At 40.6% G+C, this 17,871-nt stretch carries 18 protein-coding genes and 1 tRNA gene; 12 read left to right on the top strand and 7 right to left on the bottom strand.

Annotation, left to right across the window (positions count from 1 at the left end; genetic code table 11):
• The first annotated feature begins 1 nt into the window (after position 1).
• The 10 genes from HR45_RS15150 (at position 2) to HR45_RS15105 (ending at position 9,625) form a co-directional block, all read left to right on the top strand.
• Positions 2-754: an SDR family NAD(P)-dependent oxidoreductase gene (locus HR45_RS15150; RefSeq protein ID WP_037444593.1), complete on the top strand. Its 753-nt coding sequence runs from the start codon at positions 2-4 to the stop codon at positions 752-754.
• 15 nt (positions 755-769) lie between these two features.
• Positions 770-1,000, top strand: coding sequence for an acyl carrier protein (locus tag HR45_RS15145; RefSeq protein WP_037444591.1), 231 nt, complete (start codon positions 770-772; stop codon positions 998-1,000).
• 4 nt (positions 1,001-1,004) lie between these two features.
• Positions 1,005-2,384, top strand: a complete 1,380-nt coding sequence (locus HR45_RS15140; RefSeq protein ID WP_081933502.1) for an AMP-binding protein — start codon at positions 1,005-1,007, stop codon at positions 2,382-2,384.
• 1 nt (position 2,385) lies between these two features.
• Positions 2,386-3,468 (top strand): LuxE/PaaK family acyltransferase, encoded by a 1,083-nt coding sequence (locus HR45_RS15135; RefSeq protein ID WP_037444588.1) that lies wholly within the window; start codon positions 2,386-2,388, stop codon positions 3,466-3,468.
• Positions 3,465-4,655: an acyl-CoA reductase gene (locus HR45_RS15130; protein WP_037444586.1), complete on the top strand. Its 1,191-nt coding sequence runs from the start codon at positions 3,465-3,467 to the stop codon at positions 4,653-4,655. The genes HR45_RS15135 and HR45_RS15130 overlap by 4 nt, the downstream gene beginning before the upstream one ends.
• Before the next feature lie 35 nt (positions 4,656-4,690).
• Positions 4,691-5,650 carry a glycosyltransferase family 2 protein gene (locus tag HR45_RS15125; protein ID WP_037444584.1) on the top strand — a complete coding sequence of 320 codons (960 nt, stop codon included), beginning with the start codon at positions 4,691-4,693 and terminating at the stop codon, positions 5,648-5,650.
• Complete coding sequence (gene glf, locus HR45_RS15120) at positions 5,647-6,816, top strand: UDP-galactopyranose mutase (protein ID WP_037444582.1); 1,170 nt, start codon at positions 5,647-5,649, stop codon at positions 6,814-6,816. The genes HR45_RS15125 and glf overlap by 4 nt, the downstream gene beginning before the upstream one ends.
• Positions 6,817-6,844: 28 nt before the next feature.
• Positions 6,845-7,978 carry a glycosyltransferase family 2 protein gene (locus tag HR45_RS19110; protein WP_052074780.1) on the top strand — a complete coding sequence of 378 codons (1,134 nt, stop codon included), beginning with the start codon at positions 6,845-6,847 and terminating at the stop codon, positions 7,976-7,978.
• A gap of 116 nt (positions 7,979-8,094) precedes the next feature.
• A complete protein-coding gene (locus HR45_RS15110; RefSeq protein WP_052074779.1) occupies positions 8,095-9,000 on the top strand; it encodes a class I SAM-dependent methyltransferase in 906 nt (301 codons plus the stop codon).
• A gap of 22 nt (positions 9,001-9,022) precedes the next feature.
• The gene (locus HR45_RS15105) at positions 9,023-9,625 is read left to right on the top strand and encodes a class I SAM-dependent methyltransferase (protein ID WP_052074778.1); all 603 of its coding nucleotides are present in this window, start codon (positions 9,023-9,025) and stop codon (positions 9,623-9,625) included.
• 305 nt (positions 9,626-9,930) lie between these two features.
• On the opposite strand, the gene HR45_RS19105 is transcribed toward HR45_RS15105, so the two are convergent.
• The 7 genes from HR45_RS19105 to HR45_RS15070 form a co-directional block, all read right to left on the bottom strand.
• Complete coding sequence (locus tag HR45_RS19105) at positions 9,931-11,082, bottom strand: glycosyltransferase (protein ID WP_052074777.1); 1,152 nt, start codon at positions 11,080-11,082, stop codon at positions 9,931-9,933.
• A 23-nt stretch (positions 11,083-11,105) separates the two neighbouring features.
• On the bottom strand, positions 11,106-12,350 hold the full coding sequence (locus tag HR45_RS15095) for a glycosyltransferase (RefSeq protein ID WP_052074776.1): 1,245 nt from the start codon (positions 12,348-12,350) through the stop codon (positions 11,106-11,108).
• A 64-nt stretch (positions 12,351-12,414) separates the two neighbouring features.
• Positions 12,415-13,488, bottom strand: a complete 1,074-nt coding sequence (locus HR45_RS19100; protein ID WP_052074775.1) for a glycosyltransferase family 2 protein — start codon at positions 13,486-13,488, stop codon at positions 12,415-12,417.
• Positions 13,489-13,570: 82 nt separating this feature from the next.
• Complete coding sequence (locus HR45_RS15085; protein WP_037444580.1) at positions 13,571-13,813, bottom strand: hypothetical protein; 243 nt, start codon at positions 13,811-13,813, stop codon at positions 13,571-13,573.
• Positions 13,810-15,132 carry a motility associated factor glycosyltransferase family protein gene (locus tag HR45_RS15080; RefSeq protein ID WP_037444578.1) on the bottom strand — a complete coding sequence of 441 codons (1,323 nt, stop codon included), beginning with the start codon at positions 15,130-15,132 and terminating at the stop codon, positions 13,810-13,812. Before HR45_RS15080 ends, HR45_RS15085 begins: the two co-directional genes overlap by 4 nt.
• Before the next feature lie 48 nt (positions 15,133-15,180).
• Positions 15,181-15,256, bottom strand: a tRNA-Arg gene (locus HR45_RS15075).
• 54 nt (positions 15,257-15,310) lie between these two features.
• The gene (locus tag HR45_RS15070) at positions 15,311-16,456 is read right to left on the bottom strand and encodes a flagella assembly protein FlgT (RefSeq protein WP_037444575.1); all 1,146 of its coding nucleotides are present in this window, start codon (positions 16,454-16,456) and stop codon (positions 15,311-15,313) included.
• 281 nt (positions 16,457-16,737) lie between these two features.
• Between HR45_RS15070 and HR45_RS15065 the strand changes: the two genes are divergently transcribed.
• Positions 16,738-17,346 carry a FlgO family outer membrane protein gene (locus HR45_RS15065; protein ID WP_037444573.1) on the top strand — a complete coding sequence of 203 codons (609 nt, stop codon included), beginning with the start codon at positions 16,738-16,740 and terminating at the stop codon, positions 17,344-17,346.
• Entirely contained in the window at positions 17,343-17,795 is a 453-nt protein-coding gene (locus HR45_RS15060; protein WP_037444571.1) for an LPP20 family lipoprotein, read from the top strand. The genes HR45_RS15065 and HR45_RS15060 overlap by 4 nt, the downstream gene beginning before the upstream one ends.
• The last annotated feature ends 76 nt before the right edge of the window (positions 17,796-17,871 follow it).

Here is a 17,871-nt window from a genome sequence, read left to right as displayed (position 1 = left end):
ATTGGAAAAGTTATTATCCAAAAAAAAGGTATTAATTACAGGGGCTGGCAGTGGTATAGGTGCTGCGACTGCTAGGCTTTTTGCTGCTCATGGTGCTGAGCTATATCTTAATGCCCGCGATGAGCTGTCGCTTGCTGAGGTTGTTGCGCAAATCCAACATGATTTTCCTGAAAGTAACTGTGAAGTTATTGCCTTTGATGTTAGTGATCCTGATGCCGTAAAAGCCGGATTCCAAACCTTATTTAAAAAAGCAAAGAGCTTGGATGTGCTGGTCAATAATGCGGGCATTCTTGATGATGCGCTCATTGGCATGGTATCCGCTAAGCAAGTGGAGCGTACTTTTGCCAGTAACAGCTTCAGTGTTCTCTACTGTAGTCAATATGCTAGCCGTTTGATGCAACGCAGCGGTGGCGGTTCAATTATTAACTTGAGTTCTATTATCGGTCGAGTGGGTAATCAAGGGCAGGCGGTGTATGGCGGCAGTAAAGCTGCAGTCATCGGTATTACTCTATCTCTGGCGAAAGAACTCGCTGCCGCACAAATTCGCGTTAATGCCGTTGCGCCCGGCTTTATTGAAACGCCGATGACCGAACAATTACCGGCTGAGAAATATCAGCAACGGTTGGATAGTATTGCAATGGGACATATTGGCAAAGCAACTGATGTGGCCAACAGTATTTTATTTTTAGCATCCGACATGTCGGCTTATGTCACAGGACAAGTGCTGGGTGTTGATGGCGGCATGTTAATCTGAACTATGGATAACTAAATGATTGATAATAAATTAAAAACGATTTTCGCAACGGCTCTAGGTATCGACGAAGCTGCGATCAGCGATGAATTGACCTATGGCAGTATCCCTGAATGGGACTCAACTGCCCATATGATGCTGGTGGCTGAAATCGAAAGTCAGTACGACATTATGTTAGATACCGATGACATTATTGATATGAGTTCACCTGCCAAAGCGCAGACCATTATCGCTAAATATCAGGACTAATGGCATGTGGGCGGCAATAAGCAAACATGCTGACGGTATCAATCGTGAGCGAATCGCACTGTGTGATAGTGAGCAGTCGCTTACATACGCTGAGCTAGCGAACCGAGTCACGGCAGCTGCGTCACAGCTGCATCAGTTTGGGTTGCCCCAGCGACCATGCGCCCTGCTGTTTACACCAGACGTTGAAACCGTGGTGCAATATTTGGCTTGTTACTGTGCCAAGGTGCCCGTGTTATTACTTGATCCTGAGGTGAGTGACACTAACTTTGCCGCTCTCCAGCAACGTTATCGTTTTGCTGCTGTCTGCCGCGCGGCGTATTGGCAGATATTAGACCGCAGCGCGAGTTGTACTCGTCCCGACCTACAACTGCTACTCACCACATCTGGTAGTACTGGCGCGCCAAAAGCCGTGATGCTTAGTAATACCAACTTAGTTAGTAATGCCCACTCGATTATCGAGTATTTGCAGCTAGGTGCCGATGATGTAGGTATCAGCAGCATGCCGCTTAACTACAGTTTTGGCATGTCGTTACTACACACTCATCTAGTAGCGGGGGCCACCTTCGTGCTTACCGCTGAATCCTTTGTTTCCCGTAAGTTTTGGCAATTGGTTGAGCAATATCACGTGACCTCGCTTTCTGGTGTGCCGTTTAGTTTTCAGATGCTTAAAACCATGAAGTTTGGCCAGATGGCTTTGCCATCATTACGCGTTCTAACCCAAGCGGGTGGCCGTCTGCCATTAGAACTCTCTAAATACTTTGCCGCGCTCAGTGCTGAGCGTGGTTGGCGCTTCTATCAAATGTATGGCCAAACTGAAGCGGCACCGCGCATCGCTTATCTGCCACCAGAAGCACAAGCTGAGTTTGGTGATTGCATTGGTAAGGCGGTTCCCGGTGGCGAGTTATTGTTGCGTGATATCAGTTCTGAGCAAGTGATTGAGCGTGAACTTAAGGAAGGTGAGTTGTGTTATCGCGGTCCTAACGTGATGTTGGGGTACGCTATGGATGCTAGCGATCTTGACTGTGACAGTAGCATTCAAGAATTGCGCACGGGCGATATGGCGGAGCGTTTAGCCAATGGGCTCTATCGCATCACCGGGCGCCGCAGCCGGTTTGTCAAAATACGCGGCAAGCGTATGTCGCTAGATCATATCGAACAGATGCTGCAAGGGCAGGGGATAAGCGATGTTATAGTCAGCGGCCGCGATGAGTTATTGCTGATCGCAATTACCAACGACGCTGCCAAAACAATTGCGCAGCACTACCTTGCTACGCTGCAATTGCATCCAACCTTATACCAGCTGTTGTTATGCGATGAATTGCCGCGCTACAGCAACAACAAAGCCAATTATCCCGCGTTAATTGCTATGGCTGCGGAGACTTAATATGACAGCTCTGCTGGATCTGCCACCCTATGACGTGGATGCCGCTCATAAAACGCCACTGCTGCAAGCGGCATTGGGTGAATTAACTCAACACCACTATCAGCAGTGCCAAGCGTTTAAGCAGCTCATCAATGGTCAATGGCCACAGTTTAATGCTGATAATGCTCCCAGCATCGGTGACTTGCCGTTCGTCAATGTACGGCTATTTAAAGAGCTCAGATTACAATCCATCGGCGATGATGAGGTGTTTAAAGTGCTGCAATCGAGCGGCACCACTGGCAAACCATCAAAAATCATGTTGGACAGTGCCGCTGCGGCCTTACAATCCCGCACGCTAGTCAAAATTATGCAGCATTGGCTTGGTAAACAACGCTTGCCAATGCTGATCCTCGACCATCCGAGTGTGATTAAAGATCGACGTAATTTCAGCGCCCGTGGTGCAGGTATCCAAGGCTTGTCATTTTTAGGTCGTAACCACTGTTATGCACTGAAAGATGATATGTCACTGGATATTGAAGCTATCAGTGAATTCTGCGACAAGTTTGCTGACACGCCTGTACTGTTATTTGGCTTTACTTTTATGGTGTGGCAGTTCGTCGTGCAGCAATTAGCGCATCAGCAACAGCGGTTTCAATTACCACAAGGCATACTTATCCATAGTGGTGGCTGGAAAAAACTTGCCGACCAAGCGGTGGATAATTTCAACTTCAAGCAGGGCGTGTTAACGACCCTCGGCGTGAGCCGTGTGCATAATTTCTATGGCATGGTGGAGCAAGTCGGCGCCATATTTGTTGAATGCGAGCATGGTCATCTACATTGCCCGAGCTATGCCGATATTCTCATACGCCGCCCAGGTAGTTGGCAGTTGGCGGATAAAGGCGAAATCGGCGTGTTGCAATTACTATCAGCTTTGCCTCGCAGCTATCCTGGCCACAGTATTCTGGCTGAAGATCGTGGCCGTTGGCTGGGGGACGATGATTGCCCATGTGGCCGTATGGGACGCTATTTTGAAGTGCTGGGACGCTTACCTAAAGCGGAAGTACGTGGTTGTAGCGATACCTTTGGCCAAGGAGGTAATCTATGAGTCTGCAAGTGTTGACCCCCATGCTTGTACAACCTACGCTCACCAAGGCATTTGCTGAGCCGTCATTGGCGTTTTGTTATGCCTTATCAGAAGCAATTTTTGCCGATCCACGTTCACGACAATTTGCCGATCTAGCCGCATTAGCGTTTTGGTTGCGCAAAGCCAACATCCAGCGACTCATCGCGCCGTATCAGCAGGATAACTTGTTGTATAAGCCGCTTGGCTTGGTATTTCACAACACACCCGCCAACGTTGATAGCTTATTTGTGTATTCGGGGATTCTCAGCTTATTGATGGGGAACCGCAATATCATCCGCTTGTCCAGCCGCGCTGGTGGTAGCGCGATGGTATTGGTTGAAATACTGACATCCTTAGCCGATAGCTATCCAGAGCAAGTGAGTCGACTCCAATTAGTGCAATGTGAGCACCACGCAGCAGAACTTAGTGCCATTAGTGCAATGGCCGATGCGCGCGTGCTTTGGGGCAGCGATGTGGCGATTAAAGCGCTACGAGCCTTCGATTGCCCAGCACATTGTCGTGATCTTGTCTTTAACCATAAGTTATCGTTAGTAGTGTTAGATGCTTCAGCGTTGATAGCGGCAGATGAGCAAGATTTCGTCGCTCTGTTGGACAATTTTTGCCGAGATAATCTCACGTTTGCTCAGCAAGCTTGTTCATCAGCTAAAGTGGTTGTGTGGGTCGGGAACCAAGCGCAAGTATTACGCGCTCAGCAGCGTTTTTGGCCGGCTTTTGCAAGCAAAGCATTAATCGTGCGTGAGCCATTAACCGATGCCGAACATTTCGATGCGCTAGCGCGGGCACAACAATTGCTTATTCAAGATCCGAGTGCCAAAAGCCTGACTATTTGTGAGCCAATGGTGCGTGTTGCAGTTGAGCAACTCACGGCTGAGCAGGTGAAGCTCAACTCCGGGAATGGCTTGTTTCTGGAATTGATAACGCCTGAATTAGCGCAGTTGACACCAATGTTACGCCATTGTCATCAAACAGTTAGTTGGTGGGGGCTTGATCCGCAGTTAGTCGATGATTGGTTCCAAGGCGTGCTAATCGGTATTGATAGATTAGTCCCTGTTGGCGAGGCGCTGATGTTTGATCATCTATGGGATGGTCATGATTTAGTTTTGTCGCTGAGTCGAGTCACTCGCAATAAATTGGCAAAGTGTAGCTAGCTGTCGCCTGCACAGAACGAAATAGAGATAGGCCTATGTTGAAACTGAGCGTCTTGGTGCCAGTATATAATCTCGCAGTTTTTATTGAACCCTGCCTACATAGTTTGTTGTCTCAACAAACCAATTTTTCGTATGAAGTAATAGCGGTTGATGATGGGTCTTCAGATGATTCTTACCGCAGAATGCAGGCATTAACGGCTGTTTACCCTCATCTTTTAGTTTTACAAAATGCTCAAAACTCAGGTCTAGCATACACTCAGCAACATCTTTTAAAGCGAGCACGAGGAGAATACCTAGTTTACGTTGACGGAGATGATCTCGCGCTGCCAGGTAAGTTACAAACGTTAGCTGATTACCTTGATACACATCCTGATTGCAGTTTGTGTTATCACGAAGCTGAAGTTTTTGATTCTGATACGAATAAGATTCTGAGGCATTACAGTCGAGATTTTTATAACGCCAAGTATATTCCGCAGCGAGCTTCCTATGAGCACCTTATTCGTTACGGGTGTTTTCCCAATGCGAGTTCCATAGCGTTTCGTCGTCACGAGCATCTTACGGATGCAGTTGATTCCAAATGCAAAATTATACTTGATCACCCTTGGCATATTCTTAATGCCCTTTATGGGGGCGGAAGTGTCGATTTTGTCGCAGGGGTCTTTGGTCGATACCGAATTCATAGCAACAGTTTTGGCAGTCAAACAAAACGCAGTGCAGCAAGACGTGAGCAGGTGTTAGAAGATCAACTGCGCGCTTGTGACAACGCAAAAGCATTTGGTGTTAGTGAAGAGGTCATTACTGCTGGTAAGCGACATTATTACTTTGCGACTGCACTGTATTTTCTTAAATTACGGGATGATGAACGGTTTCAAAGATTTATCAATTTATCTACCGATGGGGATTGGTTTTTTGACGCCCGACACCAGTTGGCATGGCGACAGCAGCTAACCCCTAGCATTGTTGCAGGTTCATTATTAGGAGCCTTGCCATCATGAGTTTTGATGCAGTGGTCATCGGGGCAGGACTGTCCGGAGCCGTAATGGCCGAAAGAATGGCGAATGTGCTCAACTGGAAAGTACTAGTGTTAGAGCAACGAGAGCATATTGCGGGTAATTGCTTTGATGAAAATGATGAGTTCGGTATCAATGTTCATCGTTACGGGCCTCACCTGTTGCACAGCAGCAATAACGACGTTTGGGACTATCTTTCAACGTTTACAGCCTGGCATCCATATCAACATCGAGTCTTAGCAAAGATCAACGATATCCTCGTACCAATTCCATTCAATTTAACCAGTATTGAACGGTGTTTCTCACCCCAAAAAGCTACGGCCATGATCTCTGCGTTACGAGAACATTATGGAGATGGTTCGAAGGTTCCAATCTTAGAATTAAAGCAACGAGTTGAACCTTTATTAGCCGAGTTAGCAGAGTTTATTTACCGTAATGTATTTGTGAATTACACCTGCAAACAATGGGGCGTTGCCCCGGACGAAATAGCGCCTGAGGTCACGGCGAGAGTACCAGTGGTCGTGAGCTATGATGACCGCTACTTCAGTGATACTTATCAGGCATTGCCGAGTAAAGGCTTTACCGCAATGGTGTCAGCTATGTTAGCGCATCCATTGATCACCGTAGAGTTAAACACTCCGATGGCGCGACGTGTTAGGTTGGATTGGGAGCATCATCAAGTTTTGCTGGATGGTGAGCTTTTTAACGGGCATACCATCTATACTGGCATGTTGGACACGCTTGTGCCTGATGCTCAAAATTTGCCTTACCGTGCGTTAAAATTTAAACATAAACATCTAAACATAAAAGAATTTCAACCGGTTGCTACCGTTAATTACCCTAATGACGAAGCATATACGCGAATAACTGAGTTCAAACATTTATCTCCCACTAAACACGTCGGAACCAGTGTCGTCTACGAATATCCTTGTGAATATCAGCCTAAGGAAAATGTTGATCCTTATTATCCACTATTTACGGATAGTGCTATTGCTGCCCATTGCACTTATCGGAATCAATTATCAAAATTTGCTCGTTTTATTCCGCTAGGGCGCCTTGCTGAGTACCGATATTTCGATATGGATGACGCAGTTGCAAATGCGTTGAAAACGTTTTTGAAACTGCAGGACCAAATATCTTTTCAGAGATAATGAATTATAGATGGTGAGAAAATAAGAGATGGATGAACTAAAAGACATTGATTTAACCGTCATCATACCTGTATATAATAGTGCTGCTGTTATTGAGCGCGCAGTGACTAGTGTGCTTAATAATCAGACCGTTTCGATAGAAGTATTATGTATAGATGACGACTCCACTGATGAGTCGTGGGAAAAATTACTGTCATTAGCAAAAATTTATGACCAAATTTCTTTAGTAAAGCAAATCCATTTAGGACCTGGTGCCGCTAGAAATTATGGTATTGCTAATGCTCAAGGACGTTATATTGCCTTTGTCGATGCGGATGATTATACAAATGCGGATTTTCATGAATTGATAAGTATCATTGAGCAAGAAGATGCTGATATTTTACAATTTGGTTATTATCAAGAAACACCTGAAGCAGAAAAATTAACTACTCATAAATTGCCAATAAGTACATACTACAATGGTAAAGAATGCTTTACCTATCTTTATAAGGAAAGATATGGGCATGGATGTTGGGCTGCAGTATACAGAAAGAGTTTTTTAAAAAATGAAAAAATAAGTTTTCCTTTAAATAGCCAATACGAAGACGCTTATTTTTTTAGAAATGCGGTCCTTTATTCAAAAAAAACTGTTTTTTCTTCAGGTGTTTTTTACCACTATATTCGTTATGACACTTCTCGCTCCAATGAATGGAACGTTAAAAATCTATCCGAATATTGTGTTATGTATAATGGGCATATTCAATCACTTTTGTTGGAGTCACAAAAAATAGAAATTGAAGATGCGGTTTGTTTTATCCATATTTTACGTAGTTGCGTTAGTGAACCCTGTTCTAGATTAATAAAGAAATATCTTAATTCCCTATTGTATAATGTTGAAAATATTGTTATCTATGGGACTGGTAGTTCCGGAGTTAGATTGATGGAATTGCTTCAGAGTTTGAATTTTGGAAACTTGTTTTTCTGTGATTCAGACGAGTTAAAAAATGGAAGTTTTGTTATGAATAGAAAGGTTATCTCAGTGGAAGATATCTTATTAATGGAGAATTGTAAGGTGTTAATTGGTTCATGTTATATTGAAGATATTTTAAGTATACTAGAAGGGAAAAAACTTTCTGGAGCTGTAGTTATTCCCAAGATGAAAGATTTTATGAGTTTTTTATAAAACAAATCATGTTCTTAATTTAACATATAGTATTTCAGTTTTTATGTGAATAAAAGCCGTAGTAAAGTTTAATATGTGTAAGTTAATACTGTTTTATTGATTTTTGGAAGAGAGTGATGGAAAAGGTTTATATATATGGTACAGGTAGTAAAGCACTAAATTTTTTGCCTGCCATAGCATTGAATTATGAAATTTTAGGATTCATAGATAGCGATATAGAACGCCAGGGAAGTTCTCTTTTAGGAATTGAGATTCTACATCCATCATCTATTATTTTAAAAAGCTATAGCCATATAGTTATTGCCAGTAGTTATATTTCAGAAATATATGAAATTATTTCTAAATATGAGTTAGAAAATTGTGTGTTAATCGAAGAGCTTCAAAATGTGGTTGATACGACAGATCAGTATGTTTCACTGAATAATTACTACCGGAAGTTAAATATATCAAAGATTCCTAAAGTTTCACTTAGTGGTGAAAGCATAAAAAATACTAAATTAATTACTAATAGAAAAGAGTTGTTAAGGTTGATGTGTAAAGACGGCGTTGTTGCAGAGTTAGGTGTTGCCAATGGTGAGTATACATCTAGTATTCTTAATATAAATAGACCTAAAAAACTTCATCTAATTGATATATGGCAATCAGAACGTTACGGCGAAAATTTATATATTAATGTTTGTGAAAAGTTCAAAAATGAGCAAATAAAAGGTCAGTTGGAAATTCATCGTAAATTATCAACTGAAGCTGTTAATGATTTTCCGGATAAGTATTTTGACTGGATTTATATAGACACTACACATTGCTATAACAACACAAAATCTGAACTTGAACTTTATGCTTCAAAGATTAAAGATGATGGTGTCATTGCTGGGCATGATTATTCGATGGGAAATTGGGGGGAACAGCTTAAATACGGCGTAATTGAAGCGGTTCATGAATTTTGTGAGGAATTTGATTGGCGTATTAAGTACATAACTATGGATTTAGCTGAATCTCAAAGTTTCGTTATATGTAGGAAATAGTTTAAATTATTATAGGTTATGAATGAAAAATTTTAATTCAGCAGTTTACTGGGATAAAAGATATCAATCTGGTGGCAATTCTGGAGCGGGATCATATAATAAATTCGCAGAATTTAAAGCAGGTTTTATTAATGATTTTGTAGTTAAGAACAATGTAATTACTGTGGTTGAGTTTGGTTGTGGTGATGGTAACCAGTTATCATATGCCAACTATCAAGAATACATAGGACTTGATGTTAGTGAAACAGCAGTAAATATTTGTAGGGAAAAATTTATAGAAGACGATACAAAAAAATTCTTTTTAGTAGAAAAATATGTTCCTCCGAAATGTGACTTAGCATTATCTTTAGATGTTATTTACCATTTGATAGAAGATAATGTATTTGAAAAGTATATGAAACAACTATTTGATACTTCTCTAAAATATGTAATTATATATTCTAGTGATACTGATGATAATGCAGATGTTGAGGTAGCACATGTTAAACATAGAAATTTTACAAAGTATGTGGCAGATAACTTTCCTAGATGGGAAATTTTTGAAAAAGTAAAGAATATTTACCCATACTATGGAGATAATCTCTTAGGTACATTTTCAGATTTCTATGTGTTTTATAAAAAATGAATTTATTAAACGTCTTAAAATTTAGCTTATTAAAACACAATGCTAATATGTGGTTTTTTATGGTTTTTTTATGGTTTTGTATGTGGCTAAATATTGTCATTTTTTAAATTTAACTATATATTTAAAATATTCAAATAGTATATTTTAAATATAGAATAAAATTTTATAGATATCTACGATTTTTCAGTTGTTCTATAGTGAAGGAAACTACAGGTGTAAATCATAGAATAAAAACAATAGGTTTTATCAAATATTTATAATTCAACCGTATATTTTTATTGTTGAAAATAATGTAGAGATCATTTTTATATAAATCCATATCTCTCAATCATATTTTTTAATTGTCTATTATTTCCATTTTTTAAAACGTTTTCTTCATATAGATTTGGTGTTCCATAATTATCTATAGATACCCACGAATCTTTTCTGCCAGTTCCAATTGCGCTGTAGCCTTTAAGTCTAAACATCCAGTAGAACCATATGTCATCAGCAGTTGGGCATAATCCCATAAATAACTCTGGATTAAGTACGTCTGAGTGGAAGCAGTTACTCGGATATAAAATACCAGCAACTCCAGTAGGGAAATTCCAAGGTGATATTTTTTGAGACTCAGGACCGGTATATGCGTGTTTCCATAATTGGTATTTGTTTACATTTTCACTAGTAATTCTATGAACTCTGTGGGCAACAACTGCATTATTACTCTCTCTATATATTTCGACCAATTCCTTTAACCAGCTAGGCCAATAGTATAAATCATCATCTGCAGTTACAATAATCTCATTTGGAAACTCCGCTAACGCAGGGATTAATTTTTTATATGACTTTAAATCCTCACATTGGCGAATTTCAAATAGTTCATCTTGAATTTTTAATACTTTATTTGGTAGCTTTTTGTAATCATCTGTGTATATCCATAGAATTATCTTTTTGGGTTTCCATATTTGCTTTTTTATCGATTCAATAACTATATAAAGATTTTTGAAACGTTTTGGATATGACGTAAGCGAAACTATAACATTATCAAGTGTTATGCTATCTTCTATGGATGTGAGGTTAACTATATTATCTATTATTCTATTCTTGATTTCGATAAATTTGGATTCTAATATCATTTTTTCACCAAGAATAGTTCCATTCTTAGTTAATTCTTCTATTGTTATGTAGTTATTGAATCCGTTATTTGAAAGAGTGTTTGATATTTCGTCAAAATAAGTCGAGCATATGATAAAAAATGAATTTTTATTTTTTATCTCCCTCAGAGATATAACGGGAGTATTCATTAATTTTTCAGGTTCACATTGCGGATCGCTAACAACAATTCCTAATATATCATAATGATTAGATATTCGATAGAATTCGGTTAGTGCATATGTTCCTGCTCCATATATATATGCTTTTTTTTTCTCTATCATTTCACCCTCATATATATTTATATCTATATTGCTTTTTATCATGATTCTAGCTAGTTTACTTAAATTTAATTGCTGCCTGATTTTATTGATAAATATAATTTTGCATATTTTTCGGCGGCTTTACTTTTATCAAAAAAATTGAGTATTCGTTTGTTTGCGGATGATGAAATATCCTTATAGTTAGGAGAAAAACAAATATGGTTTATACCATTCACCATGTCCTGAGTATCGTAAGGCTTCGCTTTATAACCAGAGGTGTTATGTTCCACTATTTCACTAGGTCCGCAGCAATCAAAACATACGACAGGTGTTCCACATGACATCGATTCTGCTACTGTTTTTCCAAAGGCTTCTAGGGTGCTTGTGCATAAGAACACATCCGAAGCCGAATATACTAGCCTCAAAGATACGGTATCATAAAGATATCCAAACCGTTTATATTCAAATCCAAATTGACTAATATCCGCGTCATTTACGGCTCCAAATACCGCCAAAAAATATTTTTCTTTATCTAGATTGCCTAACACATTTTTTAAAAGATTAAATCCCTTATAGCTATCTTTTATTCTTGTTGCCCCAATAAGAATGATTTTCTTAGGCGTATTAATTCCAAGTATGGAGCGAGATTGGGATTTATCTATAGGGAAATATTCTAAAGTATCTATACAATTAGCAATAGTGGATACTTTCTTTCCTCTTAATATTTGACTAAGCCTTGCCTGCTCAGTTATCCATTTACTAATACCTACATAATAAATATCTTTAGGTAATAAATCTTCCTTGCGCTGCTGGACAAATTCAGATAGGTCAGATTCTATTTCACTTCCAAGTAATGGACATTTTCCGCATTTGGATTTGTAACGTTCGCAATTAATGGCGTAATGACATCCACCTGTAATTGGCCACATGTCTCTAAGAGTCCATATAATTGGCTTATTAAATAAACTAAGTTCTGAAATGTCGAGAAAGTTATCATTTACCCAGTGTAAGTGTATAATATCTGATTTTTTTATTTTATCTAAGCTTTTAAGTTTGAAACCAAATAATCCTGTGCTAAAAAGTTCAGCTGATTTATTTGAATATTCAGATAATATTTTTTTTTCTGATTGTAAATTATTTTTATAAAGTTCTTTATTCTCTTCGTTAAGAATGCCTATTATTTCAGGTTCGCCTAAGGTCAACTCACTTGAAGTTATAATAGTTGAATCAATTCCTTGTTCCAATAATCCCTTGTGCAGCCAGTACGCTCCCCTAGCTGCCCCGCCATTTATATTTCCTGCAATCAAGTGAACAACTTTTATCTTAGTCAAATTGAAACCTTATTTGATTCTTAATTGGAGTTGATACATAAAATATTTATTTTTACTCGCTAATTTAAAATGAACTTTTATTATTCACTGAACAGAATGCTCTCCAACTTATCAGCGTTGCTTCGGGGCAATATGTATTAATTAGAGAGCCAATCTCAGTTTCATGAGAACCTTCAATGCAATTAATAATAACCTCAGGTCTTTTCTCATGTAGATGAGGGAGTCCGATTACCTGGAATTCGTCAAAGAATGGCAAGTTTTTTGTCGATGATACAACAAGACACATTACCGATATATTTTTTAAGGCTAAGTAATGATAAAACCATTGTGATAGTTCTCGTGCTCCAAAAATTGCAATTCTTTTACCTTTTAGTGGCTCCAACGGTACTTGATCTCGTATGATGTTTAACATTAATTGTTTGAATAATATAACATTCTTAGATTGTAGTGCTAGTTTTTCTGATAATTGAGAGTTTTCAGTACTAGACTCTAGGAGAGTATCAATAATTGCATACTGTGATGTCATTTTTGCACGGTTTTTAAAGTCAGAACTAGTACCTTGTAGACTGAATCTTGCGATAGGCCTAGAGGTGAATAAGCCCTTAGCGTGTTTTATGACTTTTTTCATAAAATACGCATCGGCAGCGATAGTTAGACATTCATTGAATGGACCTAGTTGGTCAAAGAGAGTTTTACGGCAAAAAAAAGCTTGGTGAGGTGGATCAAAATTTTGTGATTTATCTAGTTTGCTAACGCTAAAAAAGGATTCGCTAGTTAGTTGATTCACACAGTAAATAGTTCCACAGTAAAAATTGTATTCAGGGGTCATCTCTTTCAACACTTGTTCTATAACGTCCGTATCATAAAACTCATCATCGGCATTTAGAAAGTATAGGAGATCGCCTGAAGCTAATTCTATCCCTCGATTGAAGGCATGGTATATTCCGCGATCCTTTGCTGAGACTACCTTGCTTACATGTTTATATTGATTGACAATCGTTATAGTAGAGTCGCTTGAACGACCATCAATAACTATATGTTCGATGGACTCTATAGCGCTTTGCTGTGCAACACTTTCTAAACAGGATTTTAGTGTTTTCTCACTATTATATGTGGCTGTAATAATTGAAACTTTCATCAGATATTGGCCTTGCTGTTTGAGTGAAGTGAGAAAACAGACGTTGTTAGTAGATATTAAAAAATCACGTTGTGAATGTGAACTACATTAAGAGAGTCAACTCGTACTCTAACGTATCCGCTAACCCTAGCCAGTCGCGTCGCTCTTGTGAACTAAGCATTTGGGGAAAAATAGTCAGCACTTGGTTGGGCAGTGTCTGTTCTTGTAATCGCAGTTGCAATGTATCGATTAACTTGCGCATCAACACGGATGCTTCAGCCTCATGGCCTAACCTAAATAGGGTGGCAGTTTCTCTTGCTAATGTAATGATTTTTTCGTTATTCATGGTAATTCTCTAAAATCTGCCCCAATGACTTTCGCACTGTCCTTACTGCACTGATGGAAACGGGTTGTAGGGTGCTTTTCTAGGTACAACTCTAAACTCCTTAAAAAGGACCTGAAGTTCAGGTTAGTCGCTACCTTCTCGCCATATCCATTAATAACCCAATGTACTGCACTTTGAACATTTTTTTGTTCAAGACTCATCCAATATGAGATGTTTTTATCTTTGACGGCGTATTCATCCCAAAAGGCATGACTCTTATTACCGCAAAAACAAAAATCACTGCCGCACAGATAAATATCTTGGCACCCTAATAGAACTGCAATATCTATGGCAGGATGGAGTACGCTGCCATTTGCATAAAGACGAGTTTTCTCGGGAAATTGCGTTGCCAGATTATCGTAGAGTTGGGTATCACCTAGTGCGTTGTAACGTGAGCCGCGCCACTCTTGAATATTTTCTGTTCTGACCCTCGGGAAATAGACGAGTTTAATCGCATCAGTTTTTTCCAGTGGCAATTGGAAGGAAACTAGACCGTCAATTGAAACCACGATATCTGGTGTAATGTTGTGGTGCAGAAGCCCTCTCAAAGCGGTATCAACGGCGATTATTATCGGTCTTTCAGAACGTAGACAAAGTGCAGCCAGTTTCTCATATTGTTGCTCTAATGAGGGGCCAGAGCCAATGACAACAGCCGATGTTGAGGCCACAGTATTTTTTAAGGCGCTAACATCGGGATCTTGCTGCATGAATGTACGATTATCTTCAAAGCGTTGCATAATCGCAGGGTTGTCATTCTTATGACTACTATTCGCATAATTCAGATTTAACTCATACATCAATAAATCACGCAGTCTCGCATTTTCATCAGAGATAAGTTCTAAATCTGCAGGAACGACCAGATAGGGCTTTCTCAACCGATTTTGCTTCGGCTGCAGTTCTAAAGATACTCCAGGGTGAGATAGCCACGCAGTTTGATCCGTATAACTCAGTACTAAAGCAAAGATTGTTGGATTCAGGATGCAAATGTCCAGTTGATCCAGTCGTCCTTCCTCCAACGCGATAGAAGGAATATCTCCCATACCAAAACCATAAAGAGTGGCATGCTTTATGTCGTTTGGTAGGGTACTTAAAAATAGTTGTGTTTCTGCAACGCGGTCATGGCGACTACTCAATTGAACACCATTTATGCTAATCGTTTGATTAGAACCGGTCACCAAAGCGGCATCAAGACTATCAATATTTTGCTGCTTGAGGACCATTGCAGCTTGTGGCCAACGAGATTGAATGACGTCAACGTTGGTCTGAAAGAGTTCTGTCATGTGTGAGGCCTTAAGTTCTGAGTGCTTTGGATTCTCTACAACGCTGACTGGTCTCCCCACAGGGACTCGAACCCCGATCGGTCGCTTAGGAGGCGACTGCTCTATCCTGTTGAGCTATAGGGAGACGCAACGATTATACTGTTTTTAGATTCCAATAAAAGTTTAATTGTCTAACTGCTTAATTCTTAAGCGCAATATCGTTTATTTGGATACCTGAGCCATCGTCCATTGCGTTAAGTAATGCGGTAGATGTGTCATCGGTTATCTGGTCGATGGTGACTTGCACGGCTGTCGCTTTGGCGATGGTACGCGTTTGGCCCACCCGATCAGGGAAATTGTGTTGTAACACCACATTAAATTTATCCCCCGTGCGTACACCACTTTTTCTACCCAGATTGAGAATGACGCGTTGACCTTGTTTAGCGATGACCTGTGCCATAGTCGGGCGGCAGCCTAAGGCGTCATCAAGATCCAAACTGACTTGATTAAGTAGGTTGCCAATGGCGCTGCCATAGCTCGATTGCCAAAATGCATCGCTAATAGGTTTGGCATCGGCGTTGGCGTCAAAATCCCAATCCGTTGTGAATTGATATTCTTTTTGCCAAATAGTTTCGCCGCTAATACTATGAACGAGCGACATTTTTAAGCGAAAGTCGCGCTGTTGTTTATCCCAAAGTGAGCTGATGCCCGATGGTGACGATGCCATCGCCATATCTTCTACTTCAGGGAGTAACAGATAGAGCGTATTGGTTTGCTGGTTGAGCCAACTGGCGCTGTCGCCACGATGTTCATTGTTAAAGATCTGGCTTGGTACACTGTTAGTTAAATCGAGTTTTGGATAGACCTTTGATGAATTGCGACCTAGTACTGCGGCAAGCTTTTGCGATAGCGCTTGTGGAAATTCTTCCATTTTGCCGTAACGCAGTTGCTTACGGTCAAATACAATCGCGCGCGGGAGATAAAGTGGCGCTTTGAGGGCATTGCTGACGCACCCTTCATTAATATTCTGGAGCAGATCAACACGAATAGTCACTTCGATGCGATTGTTCTTATGCTGTTCTTTAACGATTTCGAGACTGCTATAGGCTGCAGTATTGGTCAGCTCCGCATTTTGGTTAAGAATGCCGTTAGTTACTGTTTGCTGTGCATTAATACTACCGCCATTGGTGATCACTGCCATATTTAGCGCATGTTTAATCGCTTGTTGACGGGCGGCATTGACATCACCTTTGACAATATTGGCTTCGCCAGTAATTGTCACCCATGCTGCGTGAGCAGATGGGAACACCAGCATCAATAGCAGTAATAAAAATATGCGAATCATACGAAGTGAGTCCTGCATTGAGTCTATAAACCTTTGGGTGTAGGAGCCAATTTTTAGGCGCCAACGGTCTTTATTCATCAAGATTCAAGTTTTATGCCATGAGTCGGCACAAGTGTTGCTTAATAAATGCATTCTTGGCGGATGTGCTCAGGTACGTCGTCGAATTGGCGGTTAAGTTTTGCCAACCAAGGCCGATATAAGTAGCAATATTCAATGGCATCATCCTTGTTTCAACGTCGCAGTATGTACAAAGATGATGTCGTTAAGGAGCTGGATGGTCCATGTACAAAACACTCATACCTTTGATTGCCTTGCTAGCCGGCTGCTCATCGACTGCGCCCATCGGTGATGCACAAGCTCCACAGCAGATGACATCATTATTCGGTATCGCTGAGCAACTGACGAACGATTTAGTGCGTCACAGTGATGATTTTAATGATGCGCAAATGTTGTTGATCGCAACCCCTGTGGATGCTGCAAGTCTAGACAAAACCAATCCGCTGGCCGTGCAGTTGCAGCAGGATTTGATGACGTCCTTCCAGCAACGAGGTTATCGTGTCACCGATATCAATGTGAGCGATAGCGTTAAGGCGGCGGCAGATGGCACGTTTATTTTGACTCGTGATTGGCAAAAAATTGCCGCTAATGTCAGTGTGACGCATGTTCTGGTCTCTACCATGACGTTGAGCCGAGATGGTGTTGCAATAAATGCACGCATTATCGATACCACAGACAATCATGTTTCTTCAGCAGCAAATACATTTGCTACAGCGCAGCAGTTACCTGGATATCTGGCTGAATCGAATGCGAGCGTTTCTAAGAATGGTTTGCTGTATCGACACGAGCGCAGTGGGATTGAGACTGAGCATTATGTAGGAGGTGAACAATGAGCAAGTTTTCCCTAGTGGTGTTGCTTGTGTTGCTGAGTGGTTGCACCTCTACGCGAGAGAAATATGTGCAGTATGAAACGGTACCGCCGGCACAGTTCCCGACATTAACTGCGACGGGTTATGCGCCGTTGGCGTCTCAACCCGGTAAGACCCAAGCAGAAAGGGTATTAATGGCTATGCAAGCGTCTAAAATCGCGGCTTATCGTGAGCTGGCAGAGCAGGTTTATGGTCAACATTTGCAGGGGAGCAGCAGCGTTGGTGAATGGGCGATGAAGTCTGATACGGTTAAAGCGTCTGTCTCGGGTGTTATTCGCGGTGCTAAGGTCATTGCAAGTTATCCTGCCGGTGATCATTATGTCACCGAGTTATCATTAGACTTTGCGACAGTGTGGCAGCTTTACCAACAACAAAACCGACCACAAGAGATCCGCTCGGTCACCTATTTCTAATCGTTGGCTAGCACCAATAAAAATGCCACAGCGTAGACTGTGGCATTTTTATTGTCACCCTTAAACCACCTCCTAT

The sequence above is a fragment of the Shewanella mangrovi genome, from assembly GCF_000753795.1.
In the GTDB taxonomy this organism is placed as follows: domain Bacteria; phylum Pseudomonadota; class Gammaproteobacteria; order Enterobacterales; family Shewanellaceae; genus Shewanella; species Shewanella mangrovi.
Note: the sequence above shows the minus strand (reverse complement) of the source record. Positions and strands in the feature narration are given on the sequence as shown.